This is a genomic window from Streptomonospora litoralis, from assembly GCF_004323735.1.
Taxonomy (GTDB): Bacteria; Actinomycetota; Actinomycetes; order Streptosporangiales; family Streptosporangiaceae; genus Streptomonospora; species Streptomonospora litoralis.
Genome location: NZ_CP036455.1, coordinates 962,579 through 981,373 on the forward strand (window position 1 = coordinate 962,579; position 18,795 = coordinate 981,373).

An 18,795-nucleotide genomic window follows, 5' to 3' on the forward strand; every position below is an offset into this window, starting at 1 on the left:
CCGCCGACCGGACGCGGTCGGCGGAGCACCGTGACGACGGTGCACGACCGTTACGACCGCACGAAACCGATGCGAGCCGCCCGGGCCCAAGCCCCGGCGGCGAACCGACACCATCACCATCGCGGGAGCTCGCGCCATGGCGGGCTGAGAGGGCGGCTGCCCCGAGAACGGGGCCGGCGCCGCCGACCGCAGAACCTGTTCGGGTAATTCCGACGTAGGGAGGCGTGCCTTGACGGCGCTCGACGACCGTAGTGTCCAGCCCACCGTGACCACCGGTCCCGTCATGGGATCGCAGAAGGTCTACCACGAGGTCTCCGACCCCGACTCCGCGCGACCGCTGCGGGTTCCGCAGCGGCGGGTGGCGCTGGACAATGGCAGCCACATCGACCTGTACGACACCTCCGGCCCCTACACCGAGTCCTCCGCCGACGTCGACGTCCACGCCGGCCTGGCGCGGACGCGCGAGCCGTGGATCCGCGACCGCGAACCGGTGAACGGCGCGGTCACCCAGATGGCCTACGCCAAAGCGGGCGTGATCACCCCGGAGATGCGCTACATCGCGGCGCGCGAGGGGATGGACCCCGACTTCGTGCGCTCCGAGGTGGCCATCGGCCGGGCCGTGATCCCGGTCAACCGGTGCCACCCCGAATCCGAGCCGATGATCATCGGCAAAAGCTTCCTGGTGAAGGTCAACGCCAACATCGGCAACTCCGCGGTGACCTCGTCGGTCGCCGAGGAGGTCGAGAAGATGGTGTGGGCCACCCGGTGGGGATCCGACACGATCATGGACCTGTCCACCGGCAAGCGCATCCACGAGACCCGCGAGTGGATCATCCGCAACTCGCCGGTCCCGGTCGGCACCGTGCCCATCTACCAGGCCCTGGAGAAGGTCGACGGCGACCCCGCCAGGCTGACGTGGGAGATCTACCGCGACACCGTCATCGAGCAGGCCGAGCAGGGCGTGGACTACATGACGGTGCACGCCGGCGTGCTGCTGCGCTACGTCCCGCTGACCGCCCGCCGCGTTACCGGCATCGTCTCGCGCGGCGGCTCGATCATGGCGGCGTGGTGCCTGGCCCACCACCAGGAGAGCTTCCTCTACACCCGCTTCGAGGAGCTCTGCGAGATCTTCCGGCGCTACGACATCACCTTCTCGCTGGGCGACGGCCTGCGCCCCGGCTCGATCGCCGACGCCAACGACGAGGCCCAGTTCGCCGAGCTGCGCACGCTCGGCGAGCTGACCCACATCGCCCGCGCCCACGACGTGCAGGTGATGATCGAAGGGCCCGGACACGTGCCCTTGCACAAGATCGCCGAGAACGTGCGGCTGGAGGAGGAGCTGTGCGGCGAGGCGCCCTTCTACACGCTGGGGCCGCTCGCCACCGACATCGCGCCGGGCTATGACCACATCACCTCCGCCATCGGCGCCGCGCAGATCGCCTGGCACGGCACGGCGATGCTGTGCTACGTCACCCCCAAGGAGCACTTGGGGCTGCCCAACCGCGACGACGTGAAGACCGGGGTCATCACCTACAAGCTGGCGGCCCATTCCGCGGACCTGGCCAAGGGGCACCCCCGCGCCCAGGAGTGGGATGACACCCTCTCGACCGCACGGTTCGAGTTCCGCTGGCAGGACCAGTTCCATCTGGCACTCGACCCCGAGACCGCCCAGTCCTTCCACGACGAGACGCTGCCGGCGGAACCGGCCAAGACCGCGCACTTCTGCTCGATGTGCGGTCCCAAGTTCTGCTCGATGAAGATCACCCAGGACGTGCGCAGGTACGCCGAGGAGAACGGCCTGTCCACGGTGGCCGCCATCGATCAGGGCATGCGCGACAAGTCCGCCGAGTTCGCCGAACACGGCCAGCGGGTGTACCTGCCGATGGCCGAGTCCGAGTAGTCGGCCCGCGGGGCGGCCGGGACCGCCTCCGCCCCGCGGGGTCGCCGTCGATCGGGGCCGGGCACCGCCGTGGCGCGGTTCCCGGCCCCGCGCGTGCGTAGGGCAGGACAGCCGGTCGCCGCGGGTCCGCGGACGGCGGCGGGCGGGGCGGCGGGAAGCGCCGGTCGCCTCAGCGCGGGCTCGCCGGCCCGCCGGGTTTGCGGGCGCTGGCCAGCAGGTGCACACCGACGTAGTCGTCGGACTCGGCCGCGTGCAGTTCCATCTCGACCAGCCGCCCCAGCGCGTGCTGGTCGCGGGCCAGCATCATCTCCACGGTCGAGGCCGACAGCACGGTGCGCGGCCGTACCCAGTCGAGCTCCAGTCCGACGTCGGTGACGACCTCGCCGATCTGCTCGGCGGTGAAGCACCGGGTGATCGAGCCGTCGGGCCAGGGGACCAGCAGCACGTCGGCGCGCGGGGCGAAACTCAGCTCCGGCCAACAGTCCTGTTCGGCCAGCAGCGCCATGCCGAGGACGACCGAGTCGACGCACATCAGCACCCGTCCGCCAGGCCGCAGCACCCGGGCGATCTCGTTCAGCGAGTCCTCGGTGGCCAGGTGGCGGGAGAGCACGCGGTTGTCGGCGAGGACGCCGTCGAAGGCGTTCGAGGTGAAACCGGAGAGGAAAGTGGTATCGCCGACGACGGGCTGCAGGCTGCCGGGCGAACGCCGGCGCGGGGCGGGCGCGTGCCCGTTGACCAGGGTCAGCTGGCGCCGCGGGCGAAGCTCGGCCGAGGGAAGCAGGGTGACGACGTCGTGCCCGTCGGCGACCGCCCTCGGCGCACCGCGGAAGTCGGGTCCCGAGAGGTCGAGGACGCGCCCGCGCTCGGTCGGCAGCCACCGGGCGAGCTGTGCGTCGGCCACCGCCCAGTAGAACCGCCAGTAGGCGGACAGGGAGTCGCTGGTGGCGAACTGCGCCGCCGCGGAACGGGATCGGCGTGCCTCAGGCGCGGTGTCGGCGGTCTCGGATGCCGGCGGTCGGGACGCGGAGCTGGAGGACGGTCGCACGCATACTCCTCTCCCACGTCTTTGTTGAGGGGTTTTACCCTCACTCGCGCAGGGGTCACCTCTGCGGCCGCACGGAAAAGGAAAGTTCCGCGGCGCGCAACCTCTCGGCACGCGGAATCAGTCCGGGGCGGCCGTTGTTGGCATGCACATCACTACCCGCAGGTCGTCGGGGCACGCGCGGTCCGACCGGAGTCCCGGCGAACGCGCAGCAGGACGACCGGACGAGGAGAGTAAAGGCAGGGCGATGCCTACAGCTACTGCTGACTTCGTGGAGTCGCGGGCGGGCGGGGGCCCGCTCGGCGATGTGCCCTCCCCCGGTGCGGCGTCGTATCGTGAGGCTACGGTTGCCCCACGGGAGGCCAGCACAAGGAGGCAGGCGGGCTTGAATCAAGGCCAGGAGACACTCGACGAGCAGGGAGCTCGGTTCGAACGGGACGTGCTCCCGTACTTGGACCAGCTCTATTCGGCGGCGTTGCGGATGACCCGCAACCCCTCCGACGCCGAGGATCTCGTCCAGGAGACGTTCGCGAAGGCGTTCGGTTCGTTCCACCAGTTCAAGGCGGGGACGAACCTGAAGGCCTGGTTGTACCGGATCCTCACGAACACGTTCATCAACTCCTACCGCAAGAAGCAGCGGGAGCCCAAGCAGGCCGGCACGGAGGATGTCGAGGACTGGCAGCTCGCTCAGTCGGCTTCGCACTCCTCCTCGGGGCTGAAGTCCGCCGAGGCCGAGGCGCTTGAGCACCTCCCCGACACCGACGTCAAGCGCGCCCTGCAGGATCTTCCGGAGGACTTCCGCATCGCCGTGTACCTCGCCGACGTCGAGGGATTCGCCTACAAGGAGGTCGCCGAGATCATGGAGACCCCGATCGGCACGGTGATGTCGCGGCTGCACCGCGGCAGGCGGCAGCTGCGCTCGATGCTGGAGGAGTACGCGCTGGACCGCGGCATCCTGGATTCCGCGGACGGCGAAGGCATGGCGGTTGAGACGCCGAACGGCGGGTCGAGTCGGAGGGACCAGCGATGAGCTGCGGCGGAGAGCACGCTACCCCCTGTAGCGAGGTGCTGGCGAAGGTCTACTCCTACATCGACGGGGAGCTCGACGAGAGCAACTGCGCCGACATTCGCGAGCACCTGGACGAGTGCGGCCCCTGCCTGGCCGAGTACGGCCTGGAGGAGGTCGTCAAGAAGCTGGTGGCCAAGCACTGCGGCGCCGACCCGGTCCCCGGCGACCTGCGCGCCAAGGTTCTGCACCGGCTGGAGGCGGCGCGGGCCGACCTGGAGGTCCGCGAGAGCGCGGAGTAGACCCCCTGTAGCGCTGCTCCGGTCCAGGCAGCCGACGGGGTCGCGGTCCGCCGATTCCGGCAACCGGGACCGAAATTCGCGGAATGCGCGATGCGGCCGATGAATGCCGCAAAACCGACTGAAGAGATGATTCCGGCGGTCGTGTGCACGGCCGCCGGTTTTTTGTGTGTCGCGAGCGCGGTGCGAAGTTACTGCGAGCCGGGGTTTAGGACGGTCCCGGTTAGTCGATCGCGGTCACGCGTCGGACGACACGCCCGGTCGGTCCGGCGCCGGGTCAAAAAATGGTGGCGTTCTGCTGTAGACGATATACGGCATGCTGTGCTCATTCGATTACTCAAAGTGATTGCCCGCGATGGTGCGCGTGCAGAACGAAAGGGGGGTATCCCGGGAATGCGGAGCCGGGCGAGGCGCGGCGGCGGGTGGCGAATCGAATGCGGAGAGTGATCGGTATAACTACGATGGTGCTTCGGAATTCCGTAATTCGAAAAATGGTCGCTCGCAGATGTCCGGATCTGGGGGCTGAGTCGGCTCGGGGAAATCGGGTCGGCTGTGCGGCCCGTTAAACTGGCTGCCATATCCACCGTGATGGGGTAATTCGCGCGCCGCGCCGGGGGTCGGCCTGGGCCGGGCGGGCGGGGCGCGCGCGGACCGAAAAACAGGGGGGCAGCCATGGCTTGGCTCATTTCCGAAACGGTGCACCGGGGAATCATGGCGGCCTGGTTGCTGGCCTGCGTCAACGGGTGGTGCTGGTGGTAGAACGGAATCGATGAAACCATGGCGGTTCGGTCGGCTTTGGGGTGGGAGGTACCACAAATTGCGTGCCCTTCCGATAGCGGCACGGGTCTACATCGGGCTCGTGGTCCTCAGCGCCGTGGCCGTGATCGTGATCGGCCCGCACGCCGGCATCGATCCGGCCACCCTGGCGCTGGTCGTGGTCCTCTATGTGGTCACCGAGTCGATCAGCACCACCATGCACAACAGCAAAGCGGGGATCTCGCCGAGCGCAGCCGCGTCGCTGGCCGCCGTCGTCCTGGTCGGACCGATCGGCGCGGCCGCGGGCGCGCTGTGCTCGGCGCCCTTCGTGCTGCGACGGCAGAACATCGTCAAGCGCCTGTTCAACGGCGGCCAGCTTGCCCTGGTCGGCTACGCCGCCGGGCACGCCTTTCTGGCCCTGGGCGGCGGCATCGGGGCGCCCGACCGCACCGACTTCCCCTGGATCCTCGTACCGTTCTGCGCGGCGCTGGTCGTCTACGGGGTCGCCAACGCCCTGCTGATGGGCTGCCTGATGTGGTGCCTGGGCGTGGTGCACCTGCAGCCGCCGCGCCGGGTCCGCTGGCGGACGCTCGCCACCCTGGAGGGGGCGTCGCTGGGCTACGGCATGCTCGGGCTGTTCATCGCCGCCGTCTGGGGTGTCATCGGGGCCCCGGCGATACTGCTGGTGCTACTGCCGCTGTTCATCGCCCGATGGGCCTTCGACCAGTGCATCGCCGAGCAGCGCGCACACGAAGCCACGCTGGCCACGCTCTGCCAGGCCGTCGAGACCAAGGACTACTACACCCGAGGGCACTGCATGCGCGTCTCCAGGGGCGCGGGCATGATCGCCCAGCAGCTGGGCATGCACGCCGAGCGCGTGCAGACCATCCGCTACGCCGGAATGCTGCACGACGTCGGCAAGCTGGGCGTGCCGACCAAGGTGCTGCAGAAACCGGACAAGCTCACCGAAGAGGAGTTCGCCGCCATTCAGCTGCATCCGATGCGCGGCTATGAGATCGTCCGCGAGATCGGGTTCCTGGACGAGGCACTGGCCGGCATCATGCACCACCACGAGCGCATGGACGGCCGCGGCTATCCCATGGGGCTGGCCGGCACCGACATCCCCGAGTTCGCCCGCATCATCTCCGTCGCCGACGCTTTCGACTGCATGACCTCCACCCGCTCCTACCGGAAGGCGCGCAGCATCGAGGAGGCCTTCGCCGAACTGCGGCGCGGTTCCGGAACCCAGTTCGACCCGACGATGGTGGCGGCGCTTATCACGGCCGTCGACCGGGACGGCTGGGAGTTGCCCGACGCCGTCGAGCCGCCCGGCGACGATTCCGCTGTGGTGGCCCAGCAGGACCACGACGACCCCAGCGTGCCGCTGCGGGTGGCCGGGGAGGCAGAACGGTGATCACCGAGGACTTCTACCGGATGCGCGCGCCGCGCGGCGCCGCGCGGCGCGGCTACGCCGGTCCGGCGCGCGCGCTGGTCGTGCTCGTGGCCGCGGGCTTCGCCGGCGGCTCGCTGCTGTGGACCCTGGTCACCGGCTTCGTCGAACCGGAGGCCGCGCTGGCCTTCGGCGTGCTCATCGCGCTGGGCGAGCTCGCCCGCATCACCCTGCCGGGCAACCGGGAGGTCGCGCCCATCGCCTCGGCGGGGGCCATCGGCTACACGTTCCTGCTCACCGTCGGCGGCGACGACGTGCACCACTCCGGCTGGCAGGTGCTGGCGGTGGTGACCGTGGGCTTCGCCCTGGGCGAGCTCCCGCACATCGCCGCGGGCCGCACACCCGAGTGGAGCGACCTCGCGCGGCGGATGATGATAATCGTGGTGATCACGCTGGGGTTCCGGCCTTTCGCCGAGGATCTGTCGCCCGGCTCCGACCAAGCCGCATGGTGGCCCGCGCTGGGCCTGATGGTGGCGGTCGTGCTCGCCGGCTGGCTGACCGACGGTGTCATCGCGGCCGCCATCCGCGCCGAGCGGCTGCGCACCCGGTTCACCGTCGCCCTGCGCGACGAGCTGCGCGCCCATGCCGGGCTGGGCATGGCCATCGGCTCCTCGGGCATCCTCATCGCGCTGGCCAGCACCATCACCGGCCTGGCGGGACTGCTCGTGTTCACGGCGCCGCTGCTCGTCACCCAGGTGGCCTTCCGCCGGTTCGCCGAGGTACGGCTGACCTACCTGCAGACCGTGCGCGCCCTCTCACGCGTCACCGAGGTCGGCGGATACGTCGCCACCGGCCACTCGCGGCGCGTCAGCCGCCTGGCCAAGTCCGTCGGCTGCGAACTGGGCATGCGCGAGTCGGATCTGCTGGAGCTGGAGTACGCGGCGCTCATGCACGACATCGGCCAGCTCTCCTTGCGCGATCCCATCGCCAGCGGGGCGACCGTGTTCGCCCTGCCGCGCGAGCAGCGCCGCATCGCCGAACTCGGCTCGGCGGTCATCCGCGAGACCGGCGTGCTGGACTCGGTGGCCGAGCTGGTCCGCCGCCAGTGCGAGCCCTATGCGGGCGACGGAGAGGACGGCCCGCCACCGCTGGGCAGCCGGATCATCAAGGTCGCCAACGCCGTGGACGACCTCGTCGGCGAATCCGCCGACCCCGAGCGCGAACAGGCGGTGCTGGAGCGGCTGCGCATGGACGGAGCCGGCGAGTACGATCCCGAGGTGGTCGAGGCCGCCGCCCGCGCCCTCGAACGCGCCTCAGCCCACTGGTGAGGCGCTCGGACCGCCCCACCCCTGGCTAGGCTGGGCGCGCGGGGCGGCGCGGCCTCCGGAGCGAGCAGGCCGCGGTTCGCCGCAGACGGCACGAGCCGGTTCGTGTGCTCCGCTTCCGGGTAGGCGCCCACCGGTAAAACGAAGGGGGCACCATGGCCGAGATACGCGCGGAGACGGCCGCCAACGTCTTCCAGGTGACGACCCATGAGGGCGACCGGGTGGACGAGGGCGACACCCTGCTCATCCTGGAAGCGATGAAGATGGAGGTCCCGGTGCTCACCGAGGATCCGGGCCGGGTGATCAGCGTCGACGTCGACGAGGGCGACGTCGTGCAGGAGGGCGACCTACTGGCCGTCGTCGAGTAGCGCGCGCCGTGGCGCCGCGCCAGGTGGACAGCGGTGCCGGGCCGGGCGGTGCACCAGGGTAGGTTCGGTTGCCATGGCGATCATGCGAGGACTACGGGGCACCGCCGACCTGCGGGTCGGCGAGGAGGACACCGCCCTGGCCCTGGGCAGCGGCGATGTGCCGGTGCTGGCCACGCCGCGCGTGCTGGCGCTCGCCGAGGCGGCGACGGTCGCCGCGACGGCCGGGCAGCTGGACGAGGGCAGCACCACGGTGGGCACCGAGGTCGCGCTCTCGCACCTGGCTGCCTCGGCCGTGGGCGCCGGGGTGCGGGCCGAGGCCGGGCTGCGGCTGGTCGACGGCAAGCGGCTGGTCTTCGACGTCACCGTGGCCCAGACCGGCGGCGGAGAGTTGGCGCGCGGCACCGTAGAGCGCGTGGTGGTCGACCGCGCGCGCTTCACGGCCGCCGCGCGGTCCTAAGCCGTGTTCGAGAAGTGCTGGATCGGTCCGACTCCGATGGGCGGGCGGGCCGTTGGGCTCGAATCCGCTACGCGGACTTGCCTTGGCCTTGCCCCTGCCGAGCGGCGGGCTGGTTGACGGAGAGCAGCGGGCACCGAGGACAGCGGTGGGTCGGGCCGCCGGTCGAGGGGTCGGGGGCTCGCCGGTTGAGCGCCCGACGAGGGCTGCTCGGGTCGGTTGGGCGGCCTTGTCGGTCTGCCGGGTACGGGCGGTCGTACGGAAAAGCGGCGACGGCGGCGGTGGGCCGGGCTCCGCGGTCACCGGGTCGGGTGCCCGCCGGTGGCGCGCGCGACGGGGGCTGCTCGGGTCGGTTGGGCGGCCTTGTTGGTCTGCCGGATGACGGGCGATCTTGCGGAAAAGCAGCGCTGAGGACGGCGGGGGCTGGGCCCGTGCCCAACGGGCCGGGTGCCCGCCGGTCGGGCGTGCGGCGGGGCGGGTCGGCTCCGCTGGGCGGCCTTGTTGGTCTGCCGGAAGGCGGGGTGGTCTTCACTGGAAAGCGGCGGCGACGGTGGCGGATGGCCGGGCCTGTGGTTGCCGGGTCGGGTGCTCGCCGGTGGCGCACCCGACGCGGACCCGGCCCGCTGGGCGGCCTTGTCGGTCTGCCGGATGACGGGTGGACGTGGCTGAAAAGCCGCGGCGAGGACGGCGGATGGCCGGGCCTGCGCACGTCGGTTCCGGTACTCGCCGGTGACGGCGGCCGACGAGGGCGGCGACGACGCTGGCGGGCCGTGCCCGTGGTAGTCGGGGCAGCGGTCACCGGCCCCGGCCGCGGAGGGTCGAGCCACAACACGGGTGTTTTGTCAGTCAATACCCGATTCCTCGGTGGACCCGCAGTCGCGCCGCGGCGGCGATGGCCCACGAAGCGCGCTGAATGGCGCGAAAACGCCTCCGAGGTCAACTTTTCGTGCGTCTCGCGGCCGTTGCGTCCGCCGAGGCCGCCCGCAAAACGGTCATATGCTCTCAAAAGTCGGCTCCATCGGGGGGCGGGGGGGGGCAGCCGGCGGCCGCGTCCGGGCGCCACGCGCGACGTGTCGTCGCCCCCGGGCCCCCGATCCGGCGCACCCCGGGGGCGTGCGAGCGCCGGTGCGGGCCCGGCCGGAACACGGCGACACCCAGCCGGACATACCGGCGATGATCGCGAACTTATGGCCGCAGAATACGCCTTCCTGCGACCATAAGTTCACGATAGACGGGCCAAGCCGCGCCGCAGGCGCCCCGCCGCTCGGCAGACCAGCAAGGCCGCCCAGCGGAGCCGACCCGTTCGCGTCGGCCACGGTCACCGGCGGGCACCGGGTGCGTCGACCGCGGGCCCGGCCCTCCGCCGCCCTCGCCGCCCGTCGTTCCCCGTCAGGCGCCCCGCCGCTCGGCAGACCAACAAGGCCGCCCAGCGGAGCCGACCCGTTCGCGTCGGCCACGGTCACCGGCGGGCACCCGACCCGACGACCGCGGGCCCGGCCCTCCGCGGCCGTCGCCGCTGCATCTCCGAGACCGCCCGTCATTCGGCAGTCCAACAAGGCCGCACAGCAGATCGGCGTCCTTAATCACGGCCTACTAACCGCGGCTCTCCCGCGGGGCTGCGGAAACCCACCGGGAGGCGCCGGGGCCGGGACCGCCCGGGGGCCGCGGCTATGGGCGCCGATGCGCGAAGCGCCGTGCGCCGGCTTGCTGCCGAGCGCATGCCGCGGCTTCCCGCAGACCTCAGCCGTCCGCCCGGCCGCGCCTGTCGTGCCGCCCGTTGCCGCTTCTTCGCTCACACGCCCATCGTCTTGCGCGGGTAGAGGTCGCCCGGGTCGGTGGCCACGTTGACCATGTAGGGCACCCCGGAGTCGAAGGCGCGGCGCAGGGCCGGGCCGATCTCCGCGGGGTCGGTCACCAGCTCTCCGCCGCCGCCCAAGGCGCGCACGACCTCGTCGTAGCGGGTCTGCGGCCTCAGCTCGGCGGCGACGTCGTAGCCGTAGAGCATCTGCATGGGCGCTTTCTCCAGCCCCCAGATGCCGTTGTTGCCGCAGACCATCACCACGGGCAGCCTGTGCCGCACCAGGGTGTCGACGTCCATGAGCGAGAACCCGGCCGCACCGTCGCCCAGCAGCGTCACGACCTGCGAGGAGGGGCGGGCCAGCCGGGCGGCGATGGAGTAGCCCATGCCGGTGCCCAGGCAGCCGAAGGGGCCCGGGTCGAGCCACTGGCCGGGGTGCCGGGGCTCGACGTACTTGCCGGCGTAGGAGACGAAGTCGCCGCCGTCGCCGATGACGACGGCGTCGTCGTCGAGCAGTCGGTTGAGTTCGCCGTAGATGCGCGCGGGGTGGATCGGGTCGCTCTCGCTGGCGAGCGCGTCGGAGTCGGATGCGGTCGCCGCGGCCGCGGCCTCGGCGATCTCGGTGCGCCAGCTGTCGGCGGCGGCGGTCGGCTTGGCGGCGCCGGCGATGCCGCGCAGTGCCGCGGCCAGGTCCCCCCACACCGCGGCGGCGGGTGTCATGTGCTCGGTGACCTGCTCGGCGGAGTCGGCCACGTGCACGACCCGGGCCAGCGGGTATCCGTCCTTTCCGCCGAAGAGGCCGTGCCCCAGCCGGAAGTCCAGCGGCGTACCCACCACGACGACGAGGTCGGCGCGGCCCAGGGCGGCTCCCCGCGCCCGGTTGGCCAGCAGGGGGTGGCCGCCGGGCAGCACCCCGCGGCCCTGGCCGTTGGTGATGACGGGGATGCGCAGCTCCTCGGCGGCCTCCAGCGCCTCCTGTGCGGCGCCGTCGAGCCAGACGTCGGAGCCGTAGACGAGTACCGGCCGCTCCGCTTCGCCGATGAGGCGGGCCGCCTCGCTGACGCGGCCCGGGTCGGGCGCGCGGTCGGCGGCCCCGCCGGAGGGCGCCAGTTCGACCTCGGCCTGGTCGTAGAGGCGGTCCATGGGGATATCGAGGAACACCGGACCGCGGTGGGCCCCGTTGGCCAGCAGGGCGGCCTCGTCCAGCGCCGCGCCGATGCCGTCGGTGGCGTGCACGGTCCAGGCGCGCTTGGTGACCGAGTCCAGCAGCGGCGGCTGGTCGAGCTCCTGCAGCAGCCCCTGGCCCCACCGGGAGTCGGGGGCGCGCCCGCCCACCAGGATCAGCGGAGAGCCGCTGAAGCGGGCGCCGGCGACTCCGCTGACCGCGTTGGTGACGCCCGGCCCGGCGGTCACCACGGCCAGTCCCGCGCGCCGCGTCAGCTTGCCGATGCCCTCGGCGGCGAAGACGGCGGTCTGCTCGTGGCGGACGTCGAGCAGCCGCATCGTGGTCTCGGGCTTGACCGCGCCGTCGTAGAGAGGGAAGACGTGTCCGCCGCTGAGAGTGAACATGGTGTCGATGCCGTGGTGGCGGGCGACCTCGACGGCGTGCGCACCGCCGTGCCCGCTCAGGCGTCCGGTGAAGGGCGGCGGTACGGGGACCGGCGGTGTGGACATGGCGGCACACTCCTTCGTGGCGGAGGCGGGCTGTCGGGTCGGGAAGCGGCGTCGGCGCCGTCGCGCGATCTACTCGCCGGTAAGTTATCAAAAATGGAGTGATTCCACCCACACCGTGTGCGGTAGTCCACTCGAAGGGCCCGCCCCTTCGTCCGGCACCGGTCACTCCACCTCGGGCGGGCGCAGCCGGGTGACGAACTTGTAGCGGTCGCCGCGGTAGAGCGAGCGCACCCATTCCACGGGGTGGCCCTCGCCGTCGAAGCTGTGCTGGCAGTGCAGCACCAGCGGCAGCCCCACGTCCACGCCCAGCAGCCGCGCCTCGTTGGGCGTGGCCAGCACGGTTTCGATGGTGGCCTCGGCCTCGACCAGGCGTACCTCGTAGGCGCTTGCCAGCGCCTCGTAAAGCGACGCGTAGCGGTCGAGCTGGCGGCGCAGGCCGGGGAAGCGGCGCGCCGCCAGGTGCGCCGTCTCGACGGCCATCGGCTCGCCGTTGGCCAGCCGCAGCCGCTCGATGCGCAGTACCCGTCCCCCTGAGCGGATCGCCAGCAGTTCGGCCAGCTGGTCGTCGGCGTTGATGTAGCTGACGTCGAGGATGCGCGTGGCCGGGTGCAGGCCGTGCGAGCGCATCTCCTGTGTGTAGCTGGTCAGCTGGAGCACCTGGGCCACCTTCGGCTTGGCGACGAAGGTGCCCTTGCCCTGGATGCGCAGCAGCCGGCCCTCGACCACCATCTCGGTCAGCGCTTGGCGGACCGTGGTACGCGAGGTCGCGAACTGGGCCGCGAGGGCGCGTTCGGGCGGTACCGGGTTACCGGCGGGCATGGCCTCGATGAGTTCCAGGAGCAGCTTCTTGACCTGGTAATACTTCGGAACTCGGTGACCGTCTTCGAGCGTTCGCTGACCCGTCACGTCGGACTCCTCCACCGCTTCCCCGGTCGTTATTGGTGTGGACCACTGGTCGAGTGCGTTCCTATGAGTATGCCTGCAACCGTGGGATGATTTGTGAGTGCCTCACCTCAGTGATCTCATCCGACGCTATACGGCGCTCAAGACGGCCGATCTGGAGTGGTTCCACTCGCTGGTATCGGACTGGCAGCTGCTGGCCGACCTCTCCTTCGCCGACCTGGTGCTGTGGGTGCGCCTGCGTGACGACACCGGCTGGGTGGCGGTCTCCCAGATGCGGCCCACCACGGGTCCCACCGCTTTCCAGGACGACCTGGTCGAGGCCACGCTGCGCGACGATGTGAGCGGGATCGCCGCGGAACCGGGGCGGCTGTCGGGCCGGCGCCTGCTCATCGACCGCGCCTGGCACGAGGGGCGCATCTGCCGCGAGGGCGACCCCGACTGGTCCGGCGGCGTGCCCGTGCGCGAGGAGACCATTCCGGTGCGGCGCGCGGGCAAGCTGATCGGGGTGATCCAGCGCAGCACCAATCTCAGTTCGGCGCGCACGCCGAGCCGGCTGGAACTGACCTACCTGCAGAGCGCCAGCGATCTCGCGCAGATGATCGCCGAGGGCGAGTTCCCGTTCAGCGACCAGGGGCCGCTGATGGTGCGCTCACCGCGGGTGGGCGACGGGCTGCTGCGACTGGACCAGGACGGCGAGGTGGTCTACGCGAGCCCCAACGCGCTGTCCGCCTACCGGCGTCTTGGGCTGACCGCCGACCTGGTGGGTGCGCGCCTGGCCCACACCACGCTGGAGCTGGCCGCGGCCGCCGACGCCCGCGACGAGTCGCTGACCTGGACCGCCGGGGGCCGGGTGCCTCAGGAGGCCGAGGTCGAGGGCCGCGGCTCCACCATCCAGCTGCGTTCCATCCCGCTGGTTGTTGGCGGGGTGCGCATCGGTGCGCTGGTCATGGTGCGCGACGTCACCGAGCTGCGCCGCCGTGAGCGCGAGCTGATGACCAAGGACGCCACCATCCGGGAGATCCATCACCGGGTGAAGAACAATCTGCAGACGGTCGCCGCGCTGCTGCGCCTGCAGTCGAGGCGGCTGGAGGTCCCCGAGGGGCGCGCAGCACTGGACGAGGCGGTGCGCAGGGTCGGCTCGATCGCCATCGTGCACGAGATGCTCTCGCACACCCCCGACGAGGTGGTCGACTTCGACGACATCGCCGACCGCGTCATCGAGATGGCCGCCGAGGTCTCCTCCACCGAGGCGGAGGTGCATCCCCGCCGCGAGGGGCAGTTCGGGCTGCTGTCGGCGCTGGTGGCCACCCCGTTGTCGATGGTGCTCGCCGAACTGGTGCAGAACGCGGTCGAGCACGGGCTGCGCTACGGGCCCGGCCGCATAGAGGTGCGGGCCCGGCGCGACGACGCACCGCTGAACGAGGAGGACGGCGGCGGCCGGCTACTCATCGAGGTGACCGACGACGGCGGCGGGCTCCCCGACGACTTCGACGTCGAGGGCACCGCGAGCCTGGGTCTGCAGATCGTGCGCACGCTCATCGTCGGCGAGCTCGGCGGGTCGCTGGAGATCAAGCCCCAGGAGAACGGCGGCACCAAGGTCGCGATCGAACTGCCGGTCGAGCGCCACTTCGAGCCCTACAACTGAGGGGACCGGCGGTCCGGCGGGCTGCGGGCGGTGTGCCGCGGTAGGGCGGGCGCGGCGCACGGCGCCGGCCGACCCCCGCCGCCCGCCCCGCGTCGGCGGGCGGGCAGGCGTTAGCGGGGTTGGGCAGTGGGGATGTGCAGGTGGGGCCGGGAAGGCCCGGCAGGGCACGGTACCGGTCTACAGGCCGGGGGCGCGGTCGCCCGGCCGAGCGGGGCGTGCGATCCTGAAGCGGTGGGCTCAGAGCGAGGAACGCGCCATGGCGGTGGGGGTGCGGCGGCGCTTCAGCGCGCGGCGCTCGTCCTCGCTCATCCCGCCCCACACACCGCCGTCCTGGCCGGACTCCAGGGCCCAGCGAAGGCACGCGCTGCTCACCGGGCAGGCCCGGCACACCTCTTTGGCCTCCTCGATCTGGATCAGGGCCGGGCCGGAGTTCCCGATCGGGAAGAACAGCTCGGGGTCCTCGTCTTGGCAGGCGGCGTGGTGACGCCAGTCCATGCGGATCACTCCTCACGGTGAGGGATGCGTGCGCTTTGTGAACGAATTCACTAAGTCGGCGAAGACCAGGCGCGTGTCATCGTTGACTCCCGGTCCGACGTGCGCCCGGCTCGCGGGCGCCCAGGGGTCCGCTGGTCGCATGGAGCCGCGCCGCGCTCCCTGACCTCGGAATCTCCCTTTTACTCGCCCGTAACGTGCGGCGACACTTTTGAGCGTGACAGCATTGATCGACGCATGCAAGGGTGAGCGTCAACCAACCTGGACAACAGCGTGTCGTGTGCGTCACAGGGGTTATCAGCCGTTTATTCGGTGGCTCTTAACCGACGATTCGTAATGCCTTCGGTACGGATTCGAGATTGACCCGTTTTCGGTGTCCGAGGTATTCGCCGTCGATCTGGAATGCCCGCGGAGTGCGCGATGTGATCTGTACCGCGCTCTTGTCGTGCCACGACACGTAGCCCGGACCGTAGGGCGGCACGCCCCGGTGCGAGAGCATCTGGCGCAGCAGTTGGGCGGTGCGGACGGTGCGCACCTGCGTCAGCGCGAACACGTCCAGGCCCAGGCCGAACCGGGAGCGCGGCGTGGGCTGTACCGGGACGGCCCCCGCGTAGGTCCACGGCGTGGTGTTGGTGGCCAGTGCGAAGTACAGGTCGTGCACCGGTTCGTGGCCCGGAGCCTCGATGCGCAGCGAGGGCACGCTGACGTCGCCGCGCAGGAACAGCTTCAGCGCCGTCGAGATGTAGAGCCCCGGTGAGGCGCGCCGCCCGCTGCGCCGCATCCGGTCGACCTCGTGCACCACGTCGGCGTCCCAGCCGAACCCGGCGCAGAAGGTGAAGTACCGGTCGTCGGTGTCGCTGCGCAGGCGCCCCAGCCCCACCGAGCGGCGCTCGCCGGCCCGTGCCGCCTCCAGTACGGCGCCGGTGGCCTCGATGGGGTCGGCGGGCAGGCCAAGCGCCCGGACGAAGACGTTGGCGCTGCCGCCGGGCAGAGCCGCGAAACTGGGCCTCTGCAGCCCTTCCGGGGTGGCCAGCAGGCCGTTGACGATCTCGTTCACCGTGCCGTCGCCGCCGAGGCTGATGACGAGCTCGTAGCCCTCGGCCGCCGCCTGCTGAGCCAGCTCGCGGGCGTGGTCGCGGTACTCCGTCTGGGCGACGTCCAGCTCCATCTCGCGGGCGATGGCACCGACCAGGACATCGCGGGAGCGGGGCGTGGTCGTAGTGGCCTGCGGATTGACGATGAACAGGGCGCGCACGCGGACCAGTGTAGGGGTGCCCCGGCCCTTCCGGCGCCCCGGAGCGCGGACTCGGGCGGCGAGGCGGGATGCGGCGGCGGTGAAGGACCCCTGAGCGGGGCGGATAGGCTTTGCACGTGTCTTCGCGCCCCGTAACCGTCACGCTCGCCGCCGCCGTCCAGGCCCTGGTCACCGCCGCGCTCGCCGTCGGGGGCGGCTACGTCCTGGTCGAGACCCTGCTCGGCCGCGCCGCCGACGCCGGTGCCGCGCTCCCGCTGACCGTGCTCGCGCTGCTGGCCGCCGGGGCCGCCGGCTACTGCGCGTGGGGGCTCCTGCGGCTGCACGAGTGGGCGCGCACGCCGGTGCTGCTCACACAGATCTTCGTGCTGGTGGTCGCCTATTACATGGCCACCAGCGGCCAGTACGCCGCCGCGGCTGCCATGGCCGCCGTCGCGGCAGTCGGCCTGGTGCTCGTGCTGGCCCCCACCACCACCGCCGCCCTTTTCCCCGACGGCGGGCGCCGCGGCGGCCGTTCCGAGGGGTAGCCGCGCGCTCGGCGCGCGGCTACCCCTACTCGTCTGAGGTGAGCGCGTAGCGCAGCTGGGCCAGCGTGCGCGCCAGCAGCCGCGAGACGTGCATCTGGGAGATGCCCAGCTCCTGGGCGATCTGCGACTGGGTCATATTGCCGAAGAAGCGCAGCAGCAGGATGCGCTTCTCGCGCGGGGGCAGCTGCTCCAGCAGCGGCTTGAGCGACTCCCGGTACTCCACGCCCTCCAGCGAGTCGTCGACGATGCCGAGCGAGTCGGCGACCGCCGGGGCGTCCTCGTCCCCGCTGTCGGGCGCGTCCAGCGAAACCGTCGAGTAGGCGTTGGCCGACTCCAGCCCCTCCAGCACCTCCTCCTCGGTCATCCCGAGGTGCTCGGCCAGTTCGTGGACGGTGGGCGCCCGGCCCTCGCGCTGGGAGAGGTCGCTGACCGCCTTGGTCAGCGACAGCTTCAACTCCTGGAGCCGCCGCGGCACCCGCACGGCCCAGCCCTTGTCGCGGAAGTGCCGCTTGATCTCGCCGACGATGGTGGGCGTGGCGTAGGTGGAGAACTCCACGCCGCGGTCCAGGTCGAACCGGTCGATGGACTTGATCAGCCCGATGGTGGCGACCTGCGTGAGGTCGTCCAGCCACTCGCCGCGGTTGCGGAAGCGGCGCGCCAGGTACTCCACCAGCGGGAGGTGCAGCTCGACCAGCTCGTCGCGGATACGTTGCCGTTCGGGAGCGTCCTCGGGAAGCTCGCTCAGGCGCTCGAACAACTCTCGTGCACGGGCGCGGTCCGGCACCGCGTGCTCCGTCTTCGCGGTCAGAGCGGGCCCCCTCTCGCTCACGCCGTCTCCGCCACGCCGCGCCGTTTGTGCAGCACGATGGAGACGCGGTCGTCAGGGCCGGCGTCGGCGTCGACCTCTCCGGCCAGGGCCGAGAGGACGGTCCAGGCGAACGTGTCGCGCGCGGGGAGCCGGCCGTCGGCTGTCAGCACCGAGACGGAGATGCGCATGCCGTCCCCGGTGAGTTCGAAGTCGGTGGTCAGGTCGGTCCCCGGCAATGCCTGCGTGAGCAGCATCGCGCACGCCTCGTCGACCCCGATGCGCAGGTCCTCGATCTCGTCGAGGGTGAAGTCGAGTCGTGCCGCCAAGCCCGCCGTGGCGGTGCGCAGGACGGACAGATAGGCACTGTCGGCCGGCATCCGGACCGTCACAGCGTCACGCACATCCGTTGCACCGGGCGACGGTGCGGCGGTTTCTTCGGTCACGTCCCTCCTTGCGGGAAGCGAGATTGCCGCTTGAGTGCAATCTATCGTGTTTCGGTCCGCGCCCGGTGCACACACCTGCGCCCGTGTCCCGTCCGCGGCTTACGACCTCTAGTCTCGGACACCGCCCGGCCGCAGCCGGAAGAGCCGCGCGCTCCGGCGGGTCAGCCCGCCCGCTCGCCGAGAGCCTGCAGCGCGGCGCCGTCGAGCCGGAAGACGGTCCAGGCGTCCATGGCCTGGGCGCCGAGGGACTTGTAGAAGTCGATGGACGGCGTGTTCCAGTCCAGCACCCACCACTGCAATCGGTCGTAGCCGCGTTCGACGCACAACGCCGCGAGTTCGGTGAGCAGCGCCTTGCCGTAGCCGCGGCCGCGCAGTTCCGGGCGGACGAAGAGGTCCTCCAGGTAGATGCCGGGATTGCCGGTCCACGTGGAGTAGTTGCGGAACCACAGCGCGAACCCGGCCACCACGGCGGGAGAGCCGTCGTCGGGCACGTGTTCGGCGATGTGCGCCGCGGCCGTGGGGTCCTCGCCGAACAGCGCCGCGTGGAGCTGGGCCCGGGTGGCCACGGCCGCCTCCGGCTCCTTCTCGTAGTCGGCGAGCTCACCGACCAGCCGGTGGATGACGGGGACGTCCTCGGGACGGGCGGGGCGGATCACGGCTCTCCTCGAAAGCGGCGGATGGTCGGAGGGGCACGTGGCGTGCCCGCGGCAAGG

The 18,795-nt window shown here is 71.4% G+C and carries 17 protein-coding genes; 9 read left to right on the plus strand and 8 right to left on the minus strand.

Annotation, left to right across the window (positions count from 1 at the left end; translation table 11 throughout):
- Positions 1-229 precede the first annotated feature (229 nt).
- The gene (thiC, locus tag EKD16_RS04170; protein ID WP_242677225.1) at positions 230-1,900 is read left to right on the plus strand and encodes a phosphomethylpyrimidine synthase ThiC; all 1,671 of its coding nucleotides are present in this window, start codon (positions 230-232) and stop codon (positions 1,898-1,900) included.
- 169 nt (positions 1,901-2,069) lie between these two features.
- Here thiC and EKD16_RS04175 read toward each other — a convergent pair whose 3' ends face one another.
- Complete coding sequence (locus EKD16_RS04175; protein WP_131097181.1) at positions 2,070-2,945, minus strand: class I SAM-dependent methyltransferase; 876 nt, start codon at positions 2,943-2,945, stop codon at positions 2,070-2,072.
- Between the two features lie 382 nt (positions 2,946-3,327).
- Here EKD16_RS04175 and EKD16_RS04180 point away from each other — a divergent pair, with 382 nt between their 5' ends.
- The 6 genes from EKD16_RS04180 to EKD16_RS04205 all read left to right on the plus strand — a co-directional run bounded on the left by EKD16_RS04180 (position 3,328) and on the right by EKD16_RS04205 (position 8,543).
- Positions 3,328-3,972 carry a sigma-70 family RNA polymerase sigma factor gene (locus EKD16_RS04180; protein WP_131097182.1) on the plus strand — a complete coding sequence of 215 codons (645 nt, stop codon included), beginning with the start codon at positions 3,328-3,330 and terminating at the stop codon, positions 3,970-3,972.
- Positions 3,969-4,250 carry a mycothiol system anti-sigma-R factor gene (gene rsrA, locus EKD16_RS04185; RefSeq protein ID WP_131097183.1) on the plus strand — a complete coding sequence of 94 codons (282 nt, stop codon included), beginning with the start codon at positions 3,969-3,971 and terminating at the stop codon, positions 4,248-4,250. The genes EKD16_RS04180 and rsrA overlap by 4 nt, the downstream gene beginning before the upstream one ends.
- A gap of 814 nt (positions 4,251-5,064) precedes the next feature.
- Positions 5,065-6,417: an HD-GYP domain-containing protein gene (locus EKD16_RS04190; RefSeq protein ID WP_242677226.1), complete on the plus strand. Its 1,353-nt coding sequence runs from the start codon at positions 5,065-5,067 to the stop codon at positions 6,415-6,417.
- Positions 6,418-6,437: 20 nt separating this feature from the next.
- Positions 6,438-7,721 carry an HD-GYP domain-containing protein gene (locus tag EKD16_RS04195; RefSeq protein ID WP_131102003.1) on the plus strand — a complete coding sequence of 428 codons (1,284 nt, stop codon included), beginning with the start codon at positions 6,438-6,440 and terminating at the stop codon, positions 7,719-7,721.
- A 152-nt stretch (positions 7,722-7,873) separates the two neighbouring features.
- Positions 7,874-8,086, plus strand: coding sequence for a biotin/lipoyl-binding carrier protein (locus EKD16_RS04200; RefSeq protein WP_131097185.1), 213 nt, complete (start codon positions 7,874-7,876; stop codon positions 8,084-8,086).
- A gap of 73 nt (positions 8,087-8,159) precedes the next feature.
- Positions 8,160-8,543 (plus strand): thioesterase family protein, encoded by a 384-nt coding sequence (locus EKD16_RS04205; protein WP_131097186.1) that lies wholly within the window; start codon positions 8,160-8,162, stop codon positions 8,541-8,543.
- A 1,789-nt stretch (positions 8,544-10,332) separates the two neighbouring features.
- Here the strand turns inward: EKD16_RS04205 and EKD16_RS04210 are convergent.
- Positions 10,333-12,012: an acetolactate synthase gene (locus EKD16_RS04210; protein WP_131097187.1), complete on the minus strand. Its 1,680-nt coding sequence runs from the start codon at positions 12,010-12,012 to the stop codon at positions 10,333-10,335.
- Positions 12,013-12,174: 162 nt separating this feature from the next.
- Positions 12,175-12,918, minus strand: coding sequence for a GntR family transcriptional regulator (locus tag EKD16_RS04215; protein ID WP_131097188.1), 744 nt, complete (start codon positions 12,916-12,918; stop codon positions 12,175-12,177).
- Positions 12,919-13,015: 97 nt separating this feature from the next.
- Between EKD16_RS04215 and EKD16_RS04220 the strand changes: the two genes are divergently transcribed.
- Positions 13,016-14,560: a sensor histidine kinase gene (locus EKD16_RS04220; protein WP_131097189.1), complete on the plus strand. Its 1,545-nt coding sequence runs from the start codon at positions 13,016-13,018 to the stop codon at positions 14,558-14,560.
- Between the two features lie 237 nt (positions 14,561-14,797).
- On the opposite strand, the gene EKD16_RS04225 is transcribed toward EKD16_RS04220, so the two are convergent.
- Both EKD16_RS04225 and EKD16_RS04230 read right to left on the minus strand, forming a co-directional pair.
- On the minus strand, positions 14,798-15,055 hold the full coding sequence (locus EKD16_RS04225) for a WhiB family transcriptional regulator (RefSeq protein ID WP_131097190.1): 258 nt from the start codon (positions 15,053-15,055) through the stop codon (positions 14,798-14,800).
- 316 nt (positions 15,056-15,371) lie between these two features.
- Positions 15,372-16,307, minus strand: a complete 936-nt coding sequence (locus EKD16_RS04230; RefSeq protein ID WP_131097191.1) for a diacylglycerol/lipid kinase family protein — start codon at positions 16,305-16,307, stop codon at positions 15,372-15,374.
- Positions 16,308-16,423: 116 nt separating this feature from the next.
- Here EKD16_RS04230 and EKD16_RS04235 point away from each other — a divergent pair, with 116 nt between their 5' ends.
- Positions 16,424-16,831 carry a hypothetical protein gene (locus EKD16_RS04235; protein WP_131097192.1) on the plus strand — a complete coding sequence of 136 codons (408 nt, stop codon included), beginning with the start codon at positions 16,424-16,426 and terminating at the stop codon, positions 16,829-16,831.
- 25 nt (positions 16,832-16,856) lie between these two features.
- On the opposite strand, the gene EKD16_RS04240 is transcribed toward EKD16_RS04235, so the two are convergent.
- The 3 genes from EKD16_RS04240 to EKD16_RS04250 form a co-directional block, all read right to left on the minus strand.
- The gene (locus EKD16_RS04240; protein ID WP_207391525.1) at positions 16,857-17,615 is read right to left on the minus strand and encodes an RNA polymerase sigma factor SigF; all 759 of its coding nucleotides are present in this window, start codon (positions 17,613-17,615) and stop codon (positions 16,857-16,859) included.
- 41 nt (positions 17,616-17,656) lie between these two features.
- The gene (locus EKD16_RS04245) at positions 17,657-18,082 is read right to left on the minus strand and encodes an ATP-binding protein (protein ID WP_131097193.1); all 426 of its coding nucleotides are present in this window, start codon (positions 18,080-18,082) and stop codon (positions 17,657-17,659) included.
- A gap of 161 nt (positions 18,083-18,243) precedes the next feature.
- Positions 18,244-18,738 (minus strand): GNAT family N-acetyltransferase, encoded by a 495-nt coding sequence (locus EKD16_RS04250; protein WP_131097194.1) that lies wholly within the window; start codon positions 18,736-18,738, stop codon positions 18,244-18,246.
- Positions 18,739-18,795 lie beyond the last annotated feature (57 nt).